General features: G+C 72.6%; 14 protein-coding genes. 2 read left to right on the forward strand and 12 right to left on the reverse strand.

The genetic code is table 11. The features are described from left to right. Positions 1 to 101 precede the first annotated feature (101 nt). The 12 genes from ACFWNV_RS08960 to ACFWNV_RS09015 all read right to left on the reverse strand — a co-directional run bounded on the left by ACFWNV_RS08960 (position 102) and on the right by ACFWNV_RS09015 (position 18017). Complete coding sequence (locus ACFWNV_RS08960) at positions 102 to 1805, reverse strand: proline--tRNA ligase (RefSeq protein WP_383942744.1); 1704 nt, start codon at positions 1803 to 1805, stop codon at positions 102 to 104. A gap of 74 nt (positions 1806 to 1879) precedes the next feature. After that, positions 1880 to 2449: a GNAT family N-acetyltransferase gene (locus tag ACFWNV_RS08965; protein WP_383942940.1), complete on the reverse strand. Its 570-nt coding sequence runs from the start codon at positions 2447 to 2449 to the stop codon at positions 1880 to 1882. Between the two features lie 58 nt (positions 2450 to 2507). Then, positions 2508 to 3353 carry a GNAT family N-acetyltransferase gene (locus ACFWNV_RS08970; RefSeq protein ID WP_383942747.1) on the reverse strand — a complete coding sequence of 282 codons (846 nt, stop codon included), beginning with the start codon at positions 3351 to 3353 and terminating at the stop codon, positions 2508 to 2510. A gap of 201 nt (positions 3354 to 3554) precedes the next feature. Next, entirely contained in the window at positions 3555 to 4712 is a 1158-nt protein-coding gene (ispG, locus tag ACFWNV_RS08975) for a flavodoxin-dependent (E)-4-hydroxy-3-methylbut-2-enyl-diphosphate synthase (RefSeq protein ID WP_383942750.1), read from the reverse strand. A gap of 196 nt (positions 4713 to 4908) precedes the next feature. Next, positions 4909 to 6210 (reverse strand): M50 family metallopeptidase, encoded by a 1302-nt coding sequence (locus ACFWNV_RS08980; RefSeq protein WP_383942753.1) that lies wholly within the window; start codon positions 6208 to 6210, stop codon positions 4909 to 4911. Continuing rightward, positions 6207 to 7460 (reverse strand): 1-deoxy-D-xylulose-5-phosphate reductoisomerase, encoded by a 1254-nt coding sequence (gene dxr, locus ACFWNV_RS08985; RefSeq protein WP_383942756.1) that lies wholly within the window; start codon positions 7458 to 7460, stop codon positions 6207 to 6209. Before dxr ends, ACFWNV_RS08980 begins: the two co-directional genes overlap by 4 nt. 20 nt (positions 7461 to 7480) lie before the next feature. Then, a complete protein-coding gene (locus tag ACFWNV_RS08990; protein ID WP_383942759.1) occupies positions 7481 to 8875 on the reverse strand; it encodes a hypothetical protein in 1395 nt (464 codons plus the stop codon). A gap of 28 nt (positions 8876 to 8903) precedes the next feature. Further along, the gene (locus ACFWNV_RS08995) at positions 8904 to 10901 is read right to left on the reverse strand and encodes an acyl-CoA dehydrogenase family protein (protein WP_383942762.1); all 1998 of its coding nucleotides are present in this window, start codon (positions 10899 to 10901) and stop codon (positions 8904 to 8906) included. Positions 10902 to 11065: 164 nt separating this feature from the next. Next, positions 11066 to 11800 carry a thioesterase II family protein gene (locus tag ACFWNV_RS09000; protein WP_383942765.1) on the reverse strand — a complete coding sequence of 245 codons (735 nt, stop codon included), beginning with the start codon at positions 11798 to 11800 and terminating at the stop codon, positions 11066 to 11068. A 192-nt stretch (positions 11801 to 11992) separates the two neighbouring features. Continuing rightward, entirely contained in the window at positions 11993 to 13438 is a 1446-nt protein-coding gene (locus ACFWNV_RS09005; RefSeq protein ID WP_383942769.1) for an aldehyde dehydrogenase family protein, read from the reverse strand. 460 nt (positions 13439 to 13898) lie between these two features. After that, positions 13899 to 15476: a PucR family transcriptional regulator gene (locus tag ACFWNV_RS09010; RefSeq protein ID WP_383942772.1), complete on the reverse strand. Its 1578-nt coding sequence runs from the start codon at positions 15474 to 15476 to the stop codon at positions 13899 to 13901. 198 nt (positions 15477 to 15674) lie between these two features. Continuing rightward, positions 15675 to 18017 carry an ATP/GTP-binding protein gene (locus ACFWNV_RS09015; RefSeq protein ID WP_383942775.1) on the reverse strand — a complete coding sequence of 781 codons (2343 nt, stop codon included), beginning with the start codon at positions 18015 to 18017 and terminating at the stop codon, positions 15675 to 15677. Positions 18018 to 18279: 262 nt separating this feature from the next. On the opposite strand from ACFWNV_RS09015, the gene gabT reads away from it, so the two are divergent. Together gabT and ACFWNV_RS09025 are read left to right on the forward strand one after the other, a co-directional pair. Then, complete coding sequence (gene gabT / locus ACFWNV_RS09020) at positions 18280 to 19614, forward strand: 4-aminobutyrate--2-oxoglutarate transaminase (RefSeq protein ID WP_383942778.1); 1335 nt, start codon at positions 18280 to 18282, stop codon at positions 19612 to 19614. 435 nt (positions 19615 to 20049) lie between these two features. Then, the gene (locus ACFWNV_RS09025; RefSeq protein WP_383942781.1) at positions 20050 to 20577 is read left to right on the forward strand and encodes a phosphatase PAP2 family protein; all 528 of its coding nucleotides are present in this window, start codon (positions 20050 to 20052) and stop codon (positions 20575 to 20577) included. Positions 20578 to 20737: the final 160 nt, after the last annotated feature.

The following is a 20737-nucleotide window of genomic DNA, read 5'->3' on the forward strand; positions in this document are numbered from 1 at the left end:
ATACGGGGGCGTGGTGGGTTTTTTCATGCCGTTCCGGGTTTTGTGGACCGGGTCCGGGCAGCGCCGGGGGAAGGGCCGGTAGGGGACAGCCGCCCGCAGGGCTACGCGGTCGCGGTCAGGCGGGAGAGGGCTTCCTCCAGGGGGAGTTCCTCGCGGGTGCCGGCGCGGCGGTCCTGGAGTTCGACCACCGACTCCGCCGAGCGGCGGCCCGCCACCAGGATCCACGGGACCCCGATGAGCTCCGCGTCGGTGAGCTTCACCCCGGGTGACAGGCCGGGCCTGTCGTCCAGGAGGACGCGGAGACCGGCCCCGGCCAGGGACTCCGCCGCCGACTCGGCCAGCGCGAGCGGTACCGCCTTGCCCGCCGCCACCACGTGGACGTCGGCCGGGGCCACCGCGGCCGGCCAGCACAGGCCCCGCTCGTCCGCGGTCTGCTCGGCGAGCGCGGCCACCGCGCGGGAGACGCCGATCCCGTAGGAGCCCATCGTGACGCGGACCGGCTTGCCCTCCTTGCCGAGGACGTCGAGCCCGAAGGCGTCCGCGTACTTGCGGCCGAGCTGGAAGATGTGCCCGATCTCGATGGCCCGGTCGAGCCGCAGTCCGGCGCCGCAGGCGGGGCAGGGGTCGCCTTCCTCGACGACGACCACGTCGAGGTACTGGTCGACCTCGAAGTCCCGGCCGCAGACCACGTCGCGGGCGTGCGTATCGGGCTTGTTGGCCCCGGTCACCCAGGAGGTGCCCGGCGCGACGCGCGGGTCGGCGAGGTAGCGGACCTTCTCCAGGCCCTGCGGGCCCACGTAGCCCCGTACGAGGTCGGGCCGGCCGGTGAAGTCCTCCGCCGTCACCAGTTCCACGACCGCCGGGGCCAGGTGCTCGCCGAGCTTGCCCAGGTCGACCTCCCGATCGCCGGGTACGCCGACGGCGGTGATCTCGCCGTCCACCTTGACCAGGAGGTTCTTCAGCGTCGCGGAGGCGGGGACGCCCAGGTGCGCGGCCAGGCTCTCGATGGTGGGGGTGTCGGGGGTGGGGATCTCCTCCAGCGGGCCGTGCTCGCCCGGGGCCGGGGTCAGGGCGAAGGTCACCGCTTCCGTGTTGGCCGCGTAGCCGCAGGCGGGGCAGTCCGCGAAGGTGTCCTCGCCGGCCGGGGCCGGGGCCAGGAACTCCTCCGACGCCGAGCCGCCCATCGCGCCCGACACGGCCGACACCACCCGGTGGTCGAGGCCGAGCCGCTCGAAGATGCGTACGTAGGCCTCGCGGTGCAGCCGGTAGGACTCCGCCAGGCCCTCGTCGGACACGTCGAAGGAGTACGAGTCCTTCATCTGGAACTCGCGGCCGCGCAGGACGCCCGAGCGGGGCCGCGCCTCGTCCCGGTACTTGGTCTGGATCTGGTACAGCATGACCGGCAGGTCCTTGTAGGACGTGCACTGGTCCTTGACCACCAGGGTGAAGATCTCCTCGTGGGTGGGGCCGAGCAGGTAGTCCGCGCCCTTGCGGTCCTTCAGCCGGAAGAGCAGTTCCCCGTACTCCGACCAGCGGCCGCTGACCTCGTACGGCTCCTTCGGGAGCAGGGCCGGGAGCAGCACTTCCTGTGCCCCGATCCCGTCCATCTCCTCGCGGACGATGCGCGACACGTTGTCCAGGACCCGCTTGCCGAGCGGCAGCCAGCTCCACACGCCGGCGGAGCTGCGCCGGACGTAGCCGGCCCGGACCAGGAGGCGGTGGCTGAGGGTTTCCGCGTCGGCCGGGTCCTCGCGGAGGGTCTTGGCCATGAGGCGGGACATGCGCTGCACGTGTTGCGTTGACATGACGCGAGGCTATCGGGGGCTCCGGGGCCCGCGGAAACCGTTTGAGCGCCCACGGGGGCGGAGGGTGTGCCGGGTCAGGGCCTGCGCAGCGGCAGCGGGGCGCCCATGACGGCGTACGGGAGGCTCGCGCTCGGGAAGAGGACCTGGCGGGCCAGGTCCGTGTAGCCGAGGGAGCCGTAGAGGCCGCGGGCGGGGCTGTCGGTGTCGATCGCGGAGAGGATCGAGCGGTCCTCGGCGGCGGTGTCGGTGATCAGGGTGATGAGGGAGCGGCCGACGCCCTTGCCCTGGTACCCGGGGTGCACGTGGAGCTCGGTGATCACGAAGGAGCCGTCGAGCCAGCTCTCGTGGCCGCCGGCCCTCAGGTAGGGCTCGACGACCCCGGACCACCAGTGGGTGCGGTCGTTGGGCATGCCGTAGACGAACCCGGCGAGCTCTCCGTCCCCGGTGAACGCGCCGAGCGCGCGGGCGCCGCGGCAGGTCATGTGGCGCTGGACGATGTAGCGCCGGATGCCGATCTCTTCCTCGCTGAGCCCGAAGGCCAGGGTCTGCACGCGCAGGGCCTCGTCGACCCGGGCGGCGAGGTCGAGGGGCCCGATGCGCAGTCCGGCGGGCCGGCCGGGGTCGTCTCCCGCGGGGGTTGGCATCATGCGGCGACCTTACTGGCCGACCGTGCGGTCGAACAGGAAGATCGGAACAGGACGCTCAGAACAGCACGCTCATGAACGCGCCGACCTCGCGGAAGCCGACCCGGCGGTAGGAGGCGCGTGCCGCGGTGTTGAAGTCGTTGACGTAGAGGCTGACCACGGGGGCCACGTCCCGGAGCGCGTAGGCGACGACGGCGGCCATCCCGGTCTCGGAGTGCCCGCGGCCGCGGAACTCGGGGTCCACCCAGACGCCCTGGATCTGGCAGGCGCGGGGGGTCGCGGCGCCGATCTCGGCCTTGAAGACGACCTTGCCGTCCTCGACCCGGGCGAAGGACCGCCCGCCGGCGACCAGCTCGGCGACCCGGGCCTGGTAGAGCAGGCCGCCGTCGCCGGTCATCGGGGAGATGCCGACCTCCTCGGTGAACATGGCCACGCAGGCGGGCATGATCACGTCCATCTCGTCCTTGCGGATGCGGCGCACCCGGGGGTCTGCGCTCACCGTGGTGGACGGCTGTTCCATGATCATGAGGGGCTGGCGCGAGCGGACGTCGCGGGCCGGGCCCCAGCTGGGCTCCAGGAGCTGCCAGAGCAGCCCGGTGGCCTCGGCGGGGCCGACGATGGAGGAGCAGCGGCGGCCGGTGCGCCGGGCGCGGTCGGCGAAGGCCCGTACCGCGTCGGGGCCGGCGCAGACGGGCACCAGGTTGGCGCCGGCGTAGCAGAGCGAGCGGAGCTCGCCGTCGGCGTACCAGCCCCACATCTCGCCGCCCAGGCGCCACGGGTCGAGCCCGGCGACCTGGACCCGGGAGGTGACGAAGGCGTTCTCGACCGGCGCGCGGCCGAGGATGTCGAGCGCGGCATCAAGATCACTGGGCTCAAGGACCCGGGTGGTGGTCTGCGTCAACACTGGGGCCTCACCATGCAAGTCTGCTGATCTCCGCACTGTACCCGGACCGGCTCCGAGATGCCCCCGAGGGCCCCCGGGGCGCCTCCAGGGCGCCTGTCGGCCCCGGGACGCCCGTGCCGGGGTGCCTGGGGGCCGCACGCCGACGGGCCCGGAGCCGCAGGTGCGGCTCCGGGCCCGTCACGGGAAACCGGAAACTGGGAACTAGACGCCGATCGCGACCGTCGGCTCGCCCGACATCACGCCGTCCTTCTCCATCTGCTCGGCGATCTTCAGCGCCTCTTCGATGAGGGTCTCGACGATCTTCGACTCGGGGACGGTCTTGATGACCTCGCCCTTGACGAAGATCTGGCCCTTGCCGTTGCCGGAGGCGACGCCCAGGTCGGCCTCACGGGCCTCGCCGGGGCCGTTGACCACGCAGCCCATGACCGCGACGCGCAGCGGGACCTCCATGCCCTCCAGGCCCGCCGTGACCTCCTCGGCCAGCTTGTAGACGTCCACCTGGGCGCGTCCGCAGGACGGGCAGGAGACGATCTCCAGGCGGCGGGGCTTGAGGTTCAGCGATTCCAGGATCTGGATGCCGACCTTGATCTCCTCCACCGGCGGGGCCGACAGGGAGACGCGGATCGTGTCGCCGATGCCCTCGGAGAGCAGCGCGCCGAAGGCGACGGCGGACTTGATCGTGCCCTGGAACGCCGGGCCGGCCTCGGTGACGCCGAGGTGCAGCGGGTAGTCGCACGCGGCGGCCAGCTGTCGGTAGGCGTTGACCATGACCACCGGGTCGTTGTGCTTGACCGAGATCTTGATGTCGCTGAAGCCGTGCTCCTCGAAGAGGCCGGCCTCCCACAGCGCGGACTCGACCAGCGCCTCGGGCGTGGCCTTGCCGTACTTCTTCAGCAGTCGGGCGTCGAGCGAGCCGGCGTTGACGCCGATCCGGATCGGGGTGCCGGCGTCCTTGGCGGCCCGCGCGATCTCCTTGACCTTGTCGTCGAACTGCTTGATGTTGCCCGGGTTCACGCGGACCGCTGCGCAGCCCGCGTCGATCGCGGCGAACACGTACTTCGGCTGGAAGTGGATGTCGGCGATGACCGGGATGTTCGACTTCTTCGCGATCACGGCGAGTGCGTCGGCGTCGTCCTGCGTCGGGCAGGCCACGCGGACGATGTCACAGCCGGACGCGGTCAGTTCCGCGATCTGCTGGAGCGTGGCTCCGATGTCCGAGGTCCTGGTGGTCGTCATCGACTGCACGGAGACCTGCGCGTCGCCGCCGACGGCCACCGAGCCGACCTGGATCTTGCGGCTGACCCTTCGGTCGGCGAGCTTCGTCGGCACGGCCGGCATTCCGAGAGAGATGGCAGTCATCTGCTGTGCAACCCCAAGGTGTGGATTAGGTGCCGGGATCGGCGGGCTCCGACCTCCGAGATTACGCCAACCGGCACGACACCCGTGCATCGCCGGTCGCGCGCCACTCGAACGTAGGGAGCCGGGCACGATGCGTGCCCGGCTCCGGTGCGCATGCTGTACGGATGGCCCGCAGGGTGCTCCGCCGGTCTTCCGGTCAGGTGATCTTGATGGGATTGACCACGTCCGCGGCCAGTACCAGCAGGGTGAAGCAGAGGAAGACTCCGGCCACCACGTACGCCGCGGGCATCAGCTTCGCCACGTCGAACGGGCCCGGGTCGGCGCGCCGGAAGACCCGGGCGAAGACCCGCCGGACCGACTCCCACAGGGCGCCGGCGATGTGCCCGCCGTCCAGGGGCAGCAGGGGCAGCATGTTGAACAGGAAGAGGGAGAGGTTGAACATGCCCAGGACGTTCAGCATGATCGACATCCGCTGTTCGCTCGGAATGTCCAGGGCCGCGATCTCCCCGTTGATCCGGGCGGCGCCGACGATGCCCATCGGGGAGTCGGGCTCGCGCTCGGCTCCGTTGAAGACCGAGTTCCACAGGGCCGGGATCTTGCCCGGGAGCTGGGCCAGGCCCTGCACGCTGCTCTGGACGACCTCGCCGACCCGGTCCGCGGACTGGGTGAAGGTGAGCGGGGCGATCACGGACTTCGGGCCGACGCCGAGGTAGCCGGCCGAGACGTACTCGCCCTTGACGTACCCGCCGTGGCCGTCGGTCTTGCCCACGCGGTTCTCCACGAGGCTGGCGTTCAGGGTCACCTTCTGCCCGTCGCGCAGGACGGTGAGGGTGGCGGGTCCGATGGTGTTCCGGATGTCCTTCTGGAGCGCGTCCCAGTCCTCGACCGGCTTGCCCCGGAAGGCCACGATCTTGTCGCCGGCCTGCACGCCCGCGGCCTTGGCCGGGGCCGCCGGGTCGCCGGCCTTGCAGGTGTCGCGGTTCTCGCTCTGCTTGATCACGCAGTCGGTGACGGTCTGGACCTGGGTGGTCGTCTGCTGCACCCCGAAGGTCATCCACACGCCGAAGAAGATCGCCATCGCCAGGACCAGGTTCATGAACGGTCCGGCGAACATCACGATCACGCGCTTCCACGGCTTGCGCGTGTAGAACAGCCGCGTGTCGTCGCCCGGCTGCAGTTCCTCGTACGCCGCCGAGCGCGCGTCCTCGATCATCGAGCGGAACGGCGACGTGGAGCGGGCGGTGACCCTGCCGTCCTCGCCCGGCGGGAACATCCCGATCATGCGGATGTAGCCGCCCATCGGGATGGCCTTGAGCCCGTACTCGGTGTCGCCCTTCTTGCGCGACCAGATGGTCTTGCCGAAGCCGACCATGTACTGGGGCACGCGGATGCCGAAGAGCTTGGCCGTGGAGAGGTGGCCGAGCTCGTGCCAGGCGATGGAGAAGAGCAGCCCCACCACGAAGACGAGCACGCCGATCAAGGTCAGCAGTAGGGTCATGCGCGCGCCTCCAGGGCGGCCCGTGCCGCCATCTCCTGTGCCCGGGCCCTGGCCCAGGTCTCCGCTTCAAGGACGTCCCGGGCCGTGAGGGAAGTTCCCGCGGCGGGGGTCCCGTGTTCATCGACCACGGCAGAGACCGTATCCATGATTGCTGTGAACGGGAGCCGACCGGCCAGGAACGCCTCTACGCACTCCTCGTTCGCCGCATTGAACACGGCGGGCGCGGTACCGCCCAGGGCGCCGACGTGCCGGGCCAGGCCCACCGCGGGGAAGGCCTCGGTGTCCAGCGGGAAGAACTCCCAGGTGGAGGCTTTGGTCCAGTCGAAGGCGGTGGACGCGTCCGGGACCCGCTGGGGCCAGCCGAGGCCGATCGCGATCGGGCCGCGCATGTCCGGCGGGGTGGCCTGGGCCAGCGTGGAGCCGTCGGTGAACTCCACCATGGAGTGCACGTAGGACTGCGGGTGGACCACGACCTCGATCCGCTCGAAGGGGATGTCGTAGAGCAGGTGCGCCTCGATGACCTCCAGCCCCTTGTTGACCAGGGTCGCCGAGTTGACGGTGATCACCGGGCCCATCGCCCAGGTCGGGTGGGCCAGGGCGTCCTCCACGGTGACCGAGGCCAGCTCGGCGCGGGTGCGGCCGCGGAAGGGCCCGCCGGAGGCGGTGACCACGAGCTTGCGCACCTCGGCGCGGGTGCCCGCGGCGAGGGCCTGGAAGAGCGCCGCGTGCTCGGAGTCGACCGGGATGATCTGGCCCGGCTTCGCCAGGGCCTTCACCAGCGGGCCGCCCACGATGAGCGATTCCTTGTTCGCGAGGGCCAGCGTCCGCCCGGCCCGCAGTGCGGCGAGGGTGGGCGCGAGGCCGATGGAACCGGTGATGCCGTTGAGCACGGTGTGGCACTCGGAGGCGGCGAGCTCGGTGGCCGCGTCGGGACCCGCGAGGATCTCGGGCAGCGGCTCACCGGCGCCGTACTCGGCGTCCAGCGCCTCCTTGAGGGCCGGTACGACGTCTTCGCGCGCCACGGCCACGGTGTTCACGCGCAGCAGCCTGGCCTGCTCGGCCAGCAGCGCGACCCGGCCGCCGGCGGCGGACAGGGCCGTCACCCGGAACCGGTCCGGGTTGCGCAGGGCGAGGTCGATGGCCTGGGTCCCGATGGACCCGGTGGAGCCGAGGATGACGATGTCCCGACGGCCGGCCGCGGGGTCGAAGAGGAGGTGCGGATCGGCAAGGGGGGATGGGCGGTCGCTCATGGACCCATTGTTGCCGCAACTCAGGGGCGCCCGGACACCGAGCCCCCATCCGTGACCCGAAGGAGAAGGTGCGGAAGCGTCCCGGCGAAGTCCGGGAGGGTACGGGCCACCGCCCACCAGGCGTCCGGGTCGGAGCCGAGGGCCAGCGCGAACAGCCGGTCGGCCTCGGACCGCGCGGCGATCACCGGGGCGGCCGGTTCGTGCCGGTCGGGGTGGTCCACCTCCCCCAGCCAGTGGTCCTCGTCCAGGGCCCAGCAGGCGGGCGCCTTGTGCCGGATCACGTCCTCGCCGGTGAGCAGCCCCCGGGCGAGGCAGTCGCGCACCCACCGGATGTCCTCCTGGCCGGATTCCATGGGTACCGCGAGGCTCGCCAGGGCCAGCTCGCGGTCCACGCCCGCGACGGGCTCGGCGCCGCCGGGCGCCACGGAGCGCACCGCCTCGGCGAGTCCGGGGACCGGCGGCCCTTCGGCGGGCTCCGCCAGGGTGCCGCGCACGATGCGGGCCACCAGGACCGGCAGGGTGCCCGGGAAGGCGGGGGCGTGGCGCAACAGCTCCGCCCAGAGCCGGGGGTCGTCGCGCAGGGGGCGCAGCGCCCGGGCGACGGCGGTGCGCATCCCGGTCCGCTCGGGCAGGGTCCAGCGCAGGCCGCTGTTCCGGGTCAGGTCGGCGAGGAGCAGGGTGCGGTGCGCGGGGGCCACGTGGGCGACGAGCTCCTCGTGCGTGACCCGGCCCATCCGCACGGCGCGGACCGCGGGCCGGTACCAGCGGAGCCCGGCCGGCGCGGCGGTGGCGAGCAGGCCGTGGACGGTTTCCCGGGGCAGGTCCAGGGCGAGCAGCAGGGCTTCGACGGAGCCGGCCGGCAGGGGCAGGCGGAGGTGTTCGGCGAGCAGCGCCTCCGGGTCCGTGGGGTGGGGCAGCGCCAGGATGTCGAGCGGGACCCGCGGGCCGCGCCGGCCGTGCCGTCGGAGCAGGCCGATGAGTTCGGCGGTGGTGAGCGGCTCTTCGCCGGGGTCCCGGCCGAGCTCGGCGCGGAGCACCGGCAGGAGTTCCGGCGGGGTCCGGCGGCGGGCGTACCGGGCGGGTCCGGGCAGGCCGGGCAGCGGGCGGCCCACGACGCGGGGGTTGCGGGCGACGTAGCTGCGGCCCGCGTCGGTTCCGTGCCGGAGGAGGAGGGTGACGGTCGAGGCCGCCAGCCATTCGTCCCGGCACAGGTACTTGAAGGCGGGCTCGTCGAGCCGGCCGATCATGTCGGTGACGACGTGGTCCGGTGCGTGGCGCAGCAGGTGCGCCACGCACCAGGCCAGCCGTCGGCTGGTGCGGTCTTCCTCGGCCGTCGCCATCGTTCTCGTCCGCCTCGCGCTGTGCTTGTACGCGTACCAGTACCCGTACTCGTACCCGTACTCATCCTCGTACATCTGTCTGATGTCCGGCGATGATTTCAGGTCAGCGCAGCGGCCGGTGGACGTTTTCCCGGGTGGAGGGGCCCGGGGTGGCGTCGGCGATCCACGGACCGTCGCCGGAGGGGTCGAGGATGCCTTCCTCCAGCCAGGTGTAGGTGCCGGACAGGACCCCGGCCACGACCTTGCGGTCCAGGTCGTCGGTGTTGTCCCAGAGCCGTCCGAAGAGCTCCTCCACCCGGAGCCGGGACTGCCGGCAGAAGGCGTCGGCCAGCTGGTAGGCCTCGCGGCCGTGCTCACCGGAGGCCCGCAGGTGCTCGGCGCGCACGCAGGCCGCGCTCATCGCGAAGAGTTCGGCGCCGATGTCGACGATCCGGCCGAGGAACCCCTGCTTGGTCTCCATCCGGCCCTGCCAGCGGGACATGGCGTAGAAGGTGGACCGGGCGAGTTTGCGCGACCCGCGTTCGACGTAGCGCAGGTGCGTGGCGAGGTCGGGGTGGCCGCCCGGGTGGAAGGCCCGGTAGGTGCCGGGGACCTGGCCGGCGCCGGTGGTGAGCTGGGGCAGCCAGCGGGCGTAGAACCCGGCGGCGCGGGCGCCCGCCTTCGCCTTGTCGCCCAGGGCCTTCTCGGGGTCGATGAGGTCGCCGGCCACCGACAGGTGGGCGTCCACGGCCTCGCGGGCGATCAGCAGGTGCATGATCTCGGTGGATCCCTCGAAGATCCGGTTGATGCGCAGGTCGCGGAGCATCTGCTCGGCGGGGACGGCCCGCTCGCCGCGGGCGGCGAGGGACTCGGCGGTCTCGAAGCCGCGCCCGCCGCGGATCTGGACCAGCTCGTCGGCCATCAGGCAGGCCATCTCGGAGCCGTAGAGCTTGGCGAGGGCCGCTTCGATGCGGATGTCGTTGCGGTCCTCGTCGGCCATCTGGGAGGCCAGGTCGACCACGGCCTCCAGGGCGAAGGTGGTGGCCGCGATGAAGGAGACCTTGGATCCGACGGCCTCGTGCAGGCCGACCGGCCGTCCCCACTGCTCGCGCACGCCGGACCATTCGCGGGCGATCTTCAGGCACCACTTCCCCGCCCCCACGCACATGGCGGGCAGCGACAGCCGGCCGGTGTTCAGCGTGGTCAGCGCGATCTTCAGGCCGGCGCCCTCGGCGCCGATGCGCTGGGCGGCGGGGACCCGGACCCGGTGGAAGCGGGTGACGCCGTTCTCCAGGCCGCGCAGGCCCATGAAGGCGTTGCGGTGCTCGACGGTGATGCCCGGCGAATCGGCCTCGACGACGAAGGCGGTGATCCCGCCGCGGTGGTTCTCGCTCTTCGGCACCCGGGCCATCACCACGAGGAGGTCGGCGACGACCCCGTTGGTGGTCCAGAGCTTCACACCGTCCAGGACGTACGCGTCCTCCCCGTCCGGGACCGCCGTGGTGGCCAGGCGCGCCGGGTCGGAGCCGACGTCCGGCTCGGTGAGGAGGAACGCGCTGATGGCGGTGGTCGCGCAGCGCGGCAGGTAGGCGTCCTTCTGCTCCTGGGTGCCGAACATCTTCAGCGGCTGGGGCACGCCGATCGACTGGTGGGCGGAGAGCAGCGCGCCGATGGCCGGGCTGACGGAGCCGACGAGGGCGAGCGCCTTGTTGTAGTACACCTGGGTGAGGCCGAGGCCCCCGTACTTCGGGTCGATCTTCATGCCGAGCGCGCCGAGCTCCTTGAGCCCGCGCACGGTCTCGTCGGGGATCTTCGCCTCGCGCTCGATGCGCGCTCCGTCGACGGAGGTCTCGCAGAACTCCCGCATCCGGGCCAGGAAGGCCTCCCCGCGCCGGACGTCCTCCTCGGCGGGGAGCGGGTGGGGGTGGATCAGGTCCAGCCGGAACCGGCCGAGGAACAGCTCCTTGGCGAAGCTCGGCCGCTGCCAGTTCTGTTCCCGGGCCGCTTCCGCGACCTGCCGTGCCTCGCGCTCGGTCACCTTGGGCTGCGCGGACTGCGGGGACTGTCCGGGCTGTGCGGGCTCTGGGGGTGGAACGGGCTGTGCGGGCTGTGTTGCGGACATGAGGGGGCTCACCTCGCCGCCGAGAGAGGGGGTGCTTACCGGTGGGTGCTACCAGTGAGTCGTACCCGTTTCGGGCGGCGGGGAAGCGGCGGTAAAAGAGGGACGCCCGGAGCCCGCTGCGTAGTCCGCGGTCCGCTGTCCGCGGTCCGCGGTCCGCGGTCCGCTCAGGCGTCGTGCCGGCCTGTCCGGTCCACGGCCAGCCGGGCGACCCGCTCCGCGTGCGGGACGAGGTAGAAGTGGTCGCCCTCGAAGACGTGGGACGTGAAGGCTCCCGCGGTGACCGTCGACCAGGCCTGCGCGCCGAGCGGGGTGACCCGGGGGTCGCGGTCGCCCGTGAGGGCCATGACGTCGGCGCGCAGCGGCGGAGCGTCCTCGCGGCGGCGGTAGGTGTCGATGAGGCGGAAGTCGTTGCGGATGACCGGCAGGAACAGCTCGCGCAGTTCCGCGTTCTGCCAGATCGCCGCGTGGGGACCGCCCAGCGAGGTGACGGCCGCGATCAGGTCCTCGTCGGTGCGCGGCGGGACCACGGCGGCGGGCACCGGGAGTCCGCGGCCCGAGACGCACAGACGCGTGACGTGCTCCGCCCCGGCGGCTTCGAGGCGCAGGAGGCTCTCGTACGCCACGGCCGCGCCCATGCTGTGCCCGAGGAGGACCGTGGGCACGGGGGTTTCGGCCAGCAGCTCGGCGGCGATCTGCGGAGACAGCGCGTCCATCGTCGGGATCAGCGCTTCGCCCATGCGGGTTTCGCGTCCCGGGTACCGCACGGCCACGACTTCGACCGAGGGATCCAGGTATCCCGGCCAGTCGCGGAAGAAGCTCGCGCCGCCTCCCGCGTGCGGGAAGCACACCAGGCGCAGGGCGGGGTCTTCCACGGGACGGTGGCGGACCAAGTAGGACACGTGCGACTCGTTTCGTCGGCCGGGGATCGTCTCACCCGGGCGGCGTGGGGCCGCGCACCCGAGCGTCCACGACCCTGCCACACGGTGGCGGCGGCCGGGGGCGCCGGGGCCCCGCCGCACAACCGAAAGAAGACGGCCGGAGCCCCCGCACAGTAGGCTCCGGCCGTCGGCTTGGTGGCCGTACGAGTTGGGTCAGATGTCAAGGCCGCTGAGGACCAGGACCCGCTCGTAGGTGTAGTCGTCCATCGCGTAGCGGACGCCCTCGCGGCCCACACCGGACTGCTTGACACCGCCGTACGGCATCTGGTCGGCACGGTAGGACGGGACGTCGCCGACGATCACGCCGCCGACCTCCAGCTCGCGGTGGGCGCGGAACGCGGTCTGGATGTTCCGCGTGAAGACGCCGGCCTGCAGACCGAACTTCGAGTCGTTGACGGCGGCGAAGGCCTCGTCGGTGTTCTCGACCCGGCGCAGGGTGAGGACCGGTCCGAAGACCTCCTCGGTGGCGAGGGTGACGCCCTCGGGCACCTCCGCGACGACGGTGGGCTCGTACGAGGCACCCTCGCGCTTGCCGCCCGTGAGCAGCTTGGCGCCGGCGGCCACGGCCTCGTCGACCCAGGACTCGACCCGCTTGGCGGCGTCCTCGGAGACGAGGGGGCCGACGTCGGTGGCGGAGTCGTTCGGGTCACCGGTGACCTGCTCGCGGACCTTGGCGACGACCTTCTCGACGAGGCGGTCGTAGACCGCCGCGTCGGCGATCACGCGCTGTACGCCGATGCAGGACTGGCCGGCCTGGTAGTTCGAGAAGGTCGCGATGCGGTTCGCGGCCCAGTCGAGGTCGGCCTCCGAGGACCAGTCCTCCAGGACCACGGCCGCGGCGTTGCCGCCGAGCTCCAGGGTGCAGTGCTTGTGGGGCACGGCCTGCTGGATGGCGTAGCCGACCTTGTCCGAACCGGTGAAGGAGATGACGGGCAGTCGCTCGTCCTTGACCAGCTCCGGCATCTTGTCGTTGGCGACGGGGAGCACGGACCAGGAACCGGCCGGCAGGTCGGTCTCGGCGAGCAGCTCGCCGAGGATCAGACCGGAGAGCGGGGTGGCCGGGGCCGGCTTCAGGATGATCGGCGCGCCGACGGCGATGGCGGGGGCCACCTTGTGGGCGCACAGGTTCAGCGGGAAGTTGAAGGGCGCGATGCCCAGGACCGGACCCTTGACGAAGCGGCGGGTCAGGGCCAGCCGGCCGACGCCGCCGGCGTCGGTGTCCAGGCGCTGGGCCTCTCCGCCGTTGAAGCGGCGGGCCTCTTCGGCGGCGAAGCGGAACACGGACACCGCACGGCCGACCTCACCGCGGGCCCACTTGATCGGCTTGCCGTTCTCGGCGGAGATCAGCAGCGCGATCTCCTCGGTGCGCTCGGCGAGCCGGCGGGCGACGTGGGCCAGGGCCTCGGCGCGTACGTGGGCCGGGGTGGCGGAGAACTCCGCGGTCACGGCGTACGCGGCGGCCACGGCCTCTTCGACCTGGGCGTCGGTCGGCACGCTCACGGTACCGACGACGCGGCCGTCCCACGGGGAGTGGACGTCGAAGCTGTCGTCGCCCGTGGCCTGGCGGCCGGCGAGCCAGAAGGCGTGGGTGGAAGTCATGCTGATCCCGGCCCTTCGGAGTGTGTGCGGTGGGTCCTTGTCCCCTCCACCGTAGGACTCCGGCGGGGTTTCGGCGTTTGTCCGGGGTGGAGTACGTGCGTGGCGCGGCGCGCCGCTTTGTCAGTGTCGGGGCGGCGGCTGCCCGTGCGGGGCCCTGCCGGGGGCTTCTACGGGGGCCCGGGCTCCCGGCTGCGCGGGGCGCGGGCCCGGGGCTGCGCCCGGACCCCCTGGGGCTCCGCCCCGGACCCCCGGCAAGGGTCCGGGCGCAGCCCGGGGAACGGGCGAAGGGCGGGTAGGGGACCTTGCCCCGCAGGGCCAACCCGGCCGCACCCGCCCACCCACCCCCGCACCAGACGGGAGTGGCGCCAGCCCCGACCCGCCACCGCCGGACGGAGTCCGGCGCAGCAGCACGAAGCCCGCGCAGCGGTGCGAGGGGTGCGTCAAAAAGGAGAGCGACGCGTCAAGAAGGAGTGGTGGCCTTCAGGGCGAGCCACAGTTCCATGCGGACGTCCGGGTCGTCGAGGGAGCGGCCGAGGATCTCCTCCACGCGGCGCATGCGATAGCGCAGGGTGTGGCGGTGGACGCCCAGGTCGGCCGCCGCCGCGTCCCACTGCCCGTGGCGGGAGAGCCAGGCCTGGAGGGAGGCCACCAGGTCGCCCCGGCCCTTCTCGTCGTGCTCGCGCAGCGCCCGCAGCGTGCCGTCCGCGAAGGCCCGTACCGCGTCGTCGGCCAGGAGGGGCAGGACCGAGCCCGCGGCCAGGTCCTCGTGTTCGACCAGCGGGCGGCCGCGCCGCCGGGCCACGGCCAGGGCCTGGTCGGCCTGTTTGAAGGCCGCCGCCACGCCGGAGGCCCCCGCGGGCGCCGACAGGCCGAGGACCAGCTCGTCCGGCTCCGGTTCGGCCGATTCCCGGCCGCGGCGCGATTCCAGTGCCTCCGCATACTCCACGCACGCCTGCACCGCGGAGCCCCCGTCGGCCGCCAGGACCACGAGCCGGCCGGGCTCCGGCACCACCAGCAGGGTCTCCCCCGTGCGCGCCGCCGCCGATTCCACGGCGTCGGCCAGCAGCGCCAGCCCCTCCGGCTGGGCCGTGCCGGCCAGGGCCGGTTCCGCCACGAGGATCCGGAACGGCGCGTCGAGCAGGGCCCCGTACAGGTCCCCGGCCACGGCCTGGGCGTGCTCCGCCTGGCCGGCGAGCAGCATGCGCAGCACGGCGGCGCCGAGCCGGGACTCCGCGTCGTGCAGGGAGCGGGAGCGTTCGGTGGTGAGGGTCAGCAGGGCCACCGCGGAGTGGACGGCGTACCGCTCCGCCGTGCCGAGCGGGGCCCCGGTACCGACCGCGAGGGCTCCGCGCGCCCGCCTCCCGGTGCCCAGCGACTGGAGTTCCACCCGGTCCTCGGAGCCGCCGACCACGGCGCTGGCCGGCGCGGGCCGCTCCCGCAGCCGTTCCACGTCGGGGGTGAGCCGGGCGGCCCGGCGCGCGGCCCAGTCGGGGGCGGCCGCGACGACGGCGCCCGAGGTGTCGTACAGGGCGGCCCAGCCGTGCACGTGCGCCGCCAGCTTCGTCAGCAGTTCGGCGGGCCCGTCGGCGGACAGCGCGGCCCGGGTCAGCTCGCGCTGTGCTTCGAAGCCGGCGGTCACGGCCCGGTACTGGTCGGCGGCGAGGGCGGCGGAGACGGCCTTGCTGATGGCGAGGAAGGGGGTGCGCCGGGGCACTTCCAGCAGCGGCAGGTCCTCGGCGGTGGCGGCTTCGACGAGCGCCTCGGGTACGGCGTCGTAGTTCACGCCGATGGCGAAGCCGATGCCGACGACCCCGGCCGCGGAGAGCCTGCGCACGTAGCGCCGCATCTCCTCGGGGTCCTCCGCGTCCAGCTTCATCGCGGTGATGAGGAGGAGCTCCCCGCCCTCCATGTACGGCACGGGGTCGGCGAGCTCACTGACGTGGGCCCAGCGCACGGGGGTGTCGAGGCGGCCCTCCCCGGCCCGGACGCTGAGTTTGAGCGCCGAGTGCTGGACGAGCGAGGCGAGGGTGAGCGGCATGGGTACCGGGGCGCCTTAGGGAGAGGAGGGGTTCGGCGGCGAGGTGCCGACGGAGGATTCTCGCCGTGGACCACCACCGCGGTTTTCGCCGTGTCGTACGAACGGCACCCCTTGATTCTGCCACCCCGTAAGGGTTCGCTCCCTCCGGCTCTGCCACCCCGTAAGGGTTCGCTCCCTCCGGCCGCACCCCGCCCTCCCTCAGCCCTGCCCCCCGAGCCGCACCAGCAGCGGGGCGGCCCGCTCGCCGCGGACGGAGGTCAGGGAGAGCACGGCGTGGCCGGGGGGCACCACGTGCGCCAGGTCGGAGGCCGACCAGCGTTCCCGCTCCACCTGGCGCACGGTCACCGCGTCGGTGGTCACCGCCTTGCCGGAGACCAGCTTCCGGAAGGCATGGATGGCCCGGGTGAGGGGCTGGTCGGCGAAGACCGTCCGGTGGGTGACGTCACGGGTCTCCACCCATTCGGTGCCCCAGGTTTCGGCGAACCGCTTGCCGTCCCAGGTGGTGACTCCGGAAAAGGCCATCCGGCAGCCCACGGCCCCGAGCAGCGGGGTGCGCAGGGCTTCCGGTACGTCGTCCAGGGTCCGCAGCGTGAGCAGGACTCCCGCATTGGCCGAGCGGAGCCGCTGGATGCCGCGCACCGCTTCCGCGGTGAGCGTGTGGGAGGCGTCGTCGAAGGCCAGGAGTGCGAAGAGCGTGCGGTCGGTACGGGCCGCGGCGGAGGCGTTGAACTGGGCGAGCAGCAGCCGGGCCAACATCCGGGAGGCGTCTGCGTGCCCGCGCTCGGGAAGGTCCACGCGGACCCGCAGCGGATGCTCCAGGGCCCGCAAGGAGAAGGGCCGCCCGGCGCCCGTGGTGTCGAAGAACCCCGCGAAGGCGGGCCGGTCCAGCAGCGCAACCCGGTCGGCGAGGGCCGGACCCGGGTCTGCGGGGGCCCCGTGCTGGCGCTCGCGCGCATCGAGCTCGCGGAGCATCCGGTGTTGCCCGGCGGCCTCCAGGGCCTCGCGCAGGGCGGCGAGGGCGACGGGCACGTGGTCGAGGAGCTCCCGCAGCTCGGGCACGGCGGGGAAACGGCCGTACGCGGCCCTGAACGGCCCGAGGAGTTGAGCGAGGGTGGTGGCTGCACGGCGTACGTCGATCCCTTGCACGTCCCCCACGAAGCCCTCGGCGAGGAGCATGGCGGCCTCGTCGGGGTCGGTCGCGCCGCCGTAGAGGTCCAGGTCGTAGACGGAGCCGGGATCACCGACGCGGACGACGACGTCGTACCCCTCGTCGGGCCCCAGGGCGGTGCCGGTGGAGGAGACCACGACGACGGCGGCCTGTCCGGCCAGGGCCTGCAGTGCCAGCGACTCCACGACGGGGCGGACCAGGCGGGAGGTCTTCCCCGCGCCGGAGGGGCCGATGGCGAGCAGTGAGGTGCCGAGGACTCCGGGGTCCAGGGCGATGCCGCTGCCGCGGCGGGCGTACGGGTTGCGCTCACCGTCCTGGACCGTGCCCAGCAGTACCTGCCGGGCGAGCAGATCGTGCCGGGCGGCGCGGACGGGCAGATCGCGCGAACCCGAGGGGTGGACGCAGGCTGCGGCACCCTTGTCCCGTACGGCGTCGGCGAAGGCCCGCATCCGCGACGGATCGGCCCGTACGGTCTCCCAGGCGCGCCGGATCCGCACGTGGTCCACGTCGTTCATCCGCCCGGCCCGTGCCTCCGCCTCCAGCCGGTCGGCCACGTCCACGAGCCCGGCCGCCCGCACCTCGGTCCACAGGACGTTCTCGGCGGAAGACTCCGTTGCAGGCACGGGGGTCGAAAGGGCCGTCTCGAGCCGGCCCGGCTTGCGCGCCAGACGGGCGAAGAAGAAGAGCACGGGCGCCGTGACCGCCGCATAGACGAGGAAGGTCACCACTGTCTGCGTTCCCGGACTCATCGCCTCGTACGGCAGGTGATCACCCGCAAGACCCAGGACCGTCAACGTGTTCGTCCCGATGAGGAGCAGCACGAACAGCGCGCCGACCACCGCACCGGCAATCCGGGCCCGGACTCCACGGGCCGCGACCAGCCGTTGGAAGGCCGTGCCCCACGAGCCCAGCCTGCTGAACCACACCACCAGCAGGCCGGTCACCAGCAGCATGTAGGCCTGCAACGCGGCAGTACCCCGCCCATCGACCGGATCGCCGCCCAGGTCCCACCAGTCCCGGGGGGTGAAGAGCTTGACCAGCAGGTCCGTGTACGGGATGTAGTTGTTGCTCAGCAGCGACCAGACCAGCACGCACGCCAGGAAAGAGATGACCGCCCCGCTCAGCAACGCCCTGTCGGTCGCCGCCTCCGGCTCCCGTCCTTCGCGAGGGTGGTATCCGAAGCGCCAGATGCCCGGCCCCGCCTCCGGGCGAGGAGTACTCAGCCAGTCCGTGAGCGCCGGGCCGGCGCTGGGCGCGTGGGCAGGCCTCGGCGGGACCAGGCCCTGCACCGGAGACACCTGGCCGGGCCGAGTCGGCCTGGGTACGTGATCCGTACGGACCCTCTGCCCATCGTGCGTGCCGTCGGTGTCCATGAAACCCCTGCCCCCTGCCCGTTACCGCGCCGCCCTGCCCTGTGCTGCACTGCACTGCGCGCTCAATCTAGTGGCCGTCGCCGCCCCGCGGCCCGTACCCGGTCATGATCCACAAGAGCGGCGCCGATTCCTTCCTATGGCCGCCACGGACAAGGACACGCGGGCACCACTCCCGAACGGAGCATGCAGGACCCCGCCTCCCGGGCCTAGCCTGCGGACAAAGACACAAGTGCGTCCGAAAACACCCCCCAGGAGCCCCCCTATGACCGCTGTTCCGCAGGAGCGCCGCATCGTCACCGCGATCCCCGGCCCCAAGTCGCAGGAGCTGCAGGCCCGCCGTCTGTCGACGGTGGCCGGTGGCGTGGGCTCCGTGCTTCCCGTCTTCACGGCCCGCGCGGGCGGCGGCATCATCGAGGACGTCGACGGCAACCGCATGATCGACTTCGGTTCCGGCATCGCCGTGACCTCGGTCGGCGCCTCCGCCGAGGCCGTCGTGCGGCGCGCCGCCGCGCAGCTCGCCGACTTCACCCACACCTGTTTCATGGTCACCCCCTACGAGGGCTACGTGGAGGTCTGCGAGGCCCTCGCCGAGCTCACCCCGGGTGACCACGCGAAGAAGTCGGCGCTGTTCAACTCCGGCGCCGAGGCCGTCGAGAACGCCGTCAAGATCGCCCGTTCGTACACCAAGCGCCAGGCCGTCGTCGTCTTCGACCACGGCTACCACGGCCGTACGAACCTCACGATGGCTCTGACCTCGAAGAACATGCCGTACAAGCAGGGCTTCGGCCCGTTCGCCCCCGAGGTCTACCGCGTCCCGGTCGCCTACGGCTACCGCTGGCCGACCGGCGCCGAGAACTGCGGCCCCGAGGCCGCCGCCCAGGCGATCGACAACATCGTGAAGCAGATCGGCGCCGAGAACGTCGCCGCGATCATCATCGAGCCGGTCCTCGGCGAGGGCGGCTTCATCGAGCCGGCCAAGGGCTTCCTCCCGGCGATCGTGAAGTTCGCCAACGACAACGGCATCGTCTTCGTCGCCGACGAGATCCAGTCCGGCTTCTGCCGCACCGGCCAGTGGTTCGCGTGCGAGGACGAGGGCATCGTCCCCGACCTCATCACGACCGCCAAGGGCATCGCGGGCGGTCTGCCGCTCGCCGCCGTGACCGGCCGCGCCGAGATGATGGACTCCGTGCACGGCGGCGGCCTGGGCGGCACCTACGGCGGCAACCCGGTGGCCTGCGCCGGTGCGCTCGGTTCCATCGAGACCATGAAGGAGCTCGACCTCAACGCCGCGGCGAAGAAGATCGAGTCCATCATGAAGGCCCGTCTGACGGCCATCCAGGAGAAGTACGACATCGTCGGCGACATCCGCGGCCGCGGCGCCATGATCGCGATCGAGCTCGTCAAGGACCCCTCGTCCAAGACCCCGAACCCGGAGGCGGCCGGCGCGCTCGCCAAGGCCTGCCACGCCGAGGGCGTCCTCGTCCTCACCTGCGGCACCTACGGCAACGTGCTCCGCTTCCTGCCGCCGCTGGTCATCGGCGAGGACCTACTGAACGAGGGCCTGGACGTCATCGAGGCCGCGTTCGCCACCCTCTGATCGAACGTCTGACACGGGCGCTAGAACGCGGGCACGCGATCCTCGATCACCAAGCGATCACTACCGCGGGTAACGGTCGGGCACTGTGAAGAAGCTGTGGGGGGCCGATGGCGGGAGCGTTTTCCTGCTGTCGGTCCCCCTTCGGCTGCCGTACGGTTTCTGCAGATGAGTGAGACACCCCGCTTCCGGGAAACCGGAGGCGACACCAGTACCGGGCTTCCCCAGCGCCGCACTGGGCATGCGTTCGCGCACACTCCTCACCGATCGGACGGCCGCACGCCCCAAACCCCCCGGGGCGCCCGGCAACCCGATCCGGGCGGCCGCCCCGGAACCACCCCCCCTGTTCCGGGGCGGCCGGCCACTCTCCTCACGGCGAGTTCCGTCGTCTCCGCGCTCTGCGTCGCGCTCTTCGCGCTGACCACCTGGCAGGTCCTCGTGTCCGGGCCCCTGCTGGTCCCGGACGCCGCCCTCAGCCGGGCGCTCGTGCGCACCGTCCCCGACGCGGTCACCCAGCGCCTCTCCGACTTCGGCAACGTCCCGGTCGCGGTCCCCGTCCTGCTCCTCGCGGTGCTCTACGCCGCCCGGCGCGGCAACCGGTGGGGCGCGGCGGCCGCGGCCCTGGCCATGGCCCTGGTGCCGGCCCTGATCGTGCCGCTGAAGGAATGGACCGGCCGGCCGGGCCCCCTGGAGCCCTGGGCCTCCGGCTACTACCCCTCGGGCCACACGGCCACCTCGTACGTGGCGTACACGGGCGCCGCCCTGCTCGTGCGCCCGTACGTCCGGGGCCGCTGGCCCCTCCCCCTCGCGGCCGCCCTCACCGCCCTGACGGCGACGGGCCTGATCCTGCGCGGCTACCACTGGCCCCTGGACGTCCTGGCCAGCCTCCTGATGTGCACCCCCCTGCTGCTCGGGGTGCGCGCCGTCATTCGCCGCCGTCCCCGGCGGTCCGCACCGGGGCGCTGAGCACCGCTGGTGCCGGAGCAGGTGGGGGACGGGCTGCCATGAGGGAGGGGCCGGGGGGGGGGCCGCCCCCCCCCCCCCCCACGACGACCCCCGGCACCTCACCCACCTCACCAAACCCCCCGCCCCGCCCGGCCAGAAAAAAAAAAAAAACAACCCCCAC

It is taken from the genome of Streptomyces sp. NPDC058401 (genome assembly GCF_042722885.1).
Lineage (GTDB): Bacteria > Actinomycetota > Actinomycetes > Streptomycetales > Streptomycetaceae > Streptomyces.

What these genes read in the sequence shown, in the direction of transcription:
- ACFWNV_RS08960 (WP_383942744.1), bottom strand. Translation starts at nt 1,805, where the DNA reads ATGTCAACGCAACACGTGCAGCGCATGTCCCGCCTCATGGCCAAGACC.
- ACFWNV_RS08965 (WP_383942940.1), bottom strand. Translation starts at nt 2,449, where the DNA reads ATGCCAACCCCCGCGGGAGACGACCCCGGCCGGCCCGCCGGACTGCGC.
- ispG (WP_383942750.1), bottom strand. Translation starts at nt 4,712, where the DNA reads ATGACTGCCATCTCTCTCGGAATGCCGGCCGTGCCGACGAAGCTCGCC.
- ACFWNV_RS08980 (WP_383942753.1), bottom strand. Translation starts at nt 6,210, where the DNA reads ATGACCCTACTGCTGACCTTGATCGGCGTGCTCGTCTTCGTGGTGGGG.
- dxr (WP_383942756.1), bottom strand. Translation starts at nt 7,460, where the DNA reads ATGAGCGACCGCCCATCCCCCCTTGCCGATCCGCACCTCCTCTTCGAC.
- ACFWNV_RS08990 (WP_383942759.1), bottom strand. Translation starts at nt 8,875, where the DNA reads ATGTACGAGGATGAGTACGGGTACGAGTACGGGTACTGGTACGCGTAC.
- ACFWNV_RS08995 (WP_383942762.1), bottom strand. Translation starts at nt 10,901, where the DNA reads ATGTCCGCAACACAGCCCGCACAGCCCGTTCCACCCCCAGAGCCCGCA.
- ACFWNV_RS09005 (WP_383942769.1), bottom strand. Translation starts at nt 13,438, where the DNA reads ATGACTTCCACCCACGCCTTCTGGCTCGCCGGCCGCCAGGCCACGGGC.
- ACFWNV_RS09010 (WP_383942772.1), bottom strand. Translation starts at nt 15,476, where the DNA reads ATGCCGCTCACCCTCGCCTCGCTCGTCCAGCACTCGGCGCTCAAACTC.
- ACFWNV_RS09015 (WP_383942775.1), bottom strand. Translation starts at nt 18,017, where the DNA reads ATGGACACCGACGGCACGCACGATGGGCAGAGGGTCCGTACGGATCAC.
- gabT (WP_383942778.1), top strand. Translation starts at nt 18,280, where the DNA reads ATGACCGCTGTTCCGCAGGAGCGCCGCATCGTCACCGCGATCCCCGGC.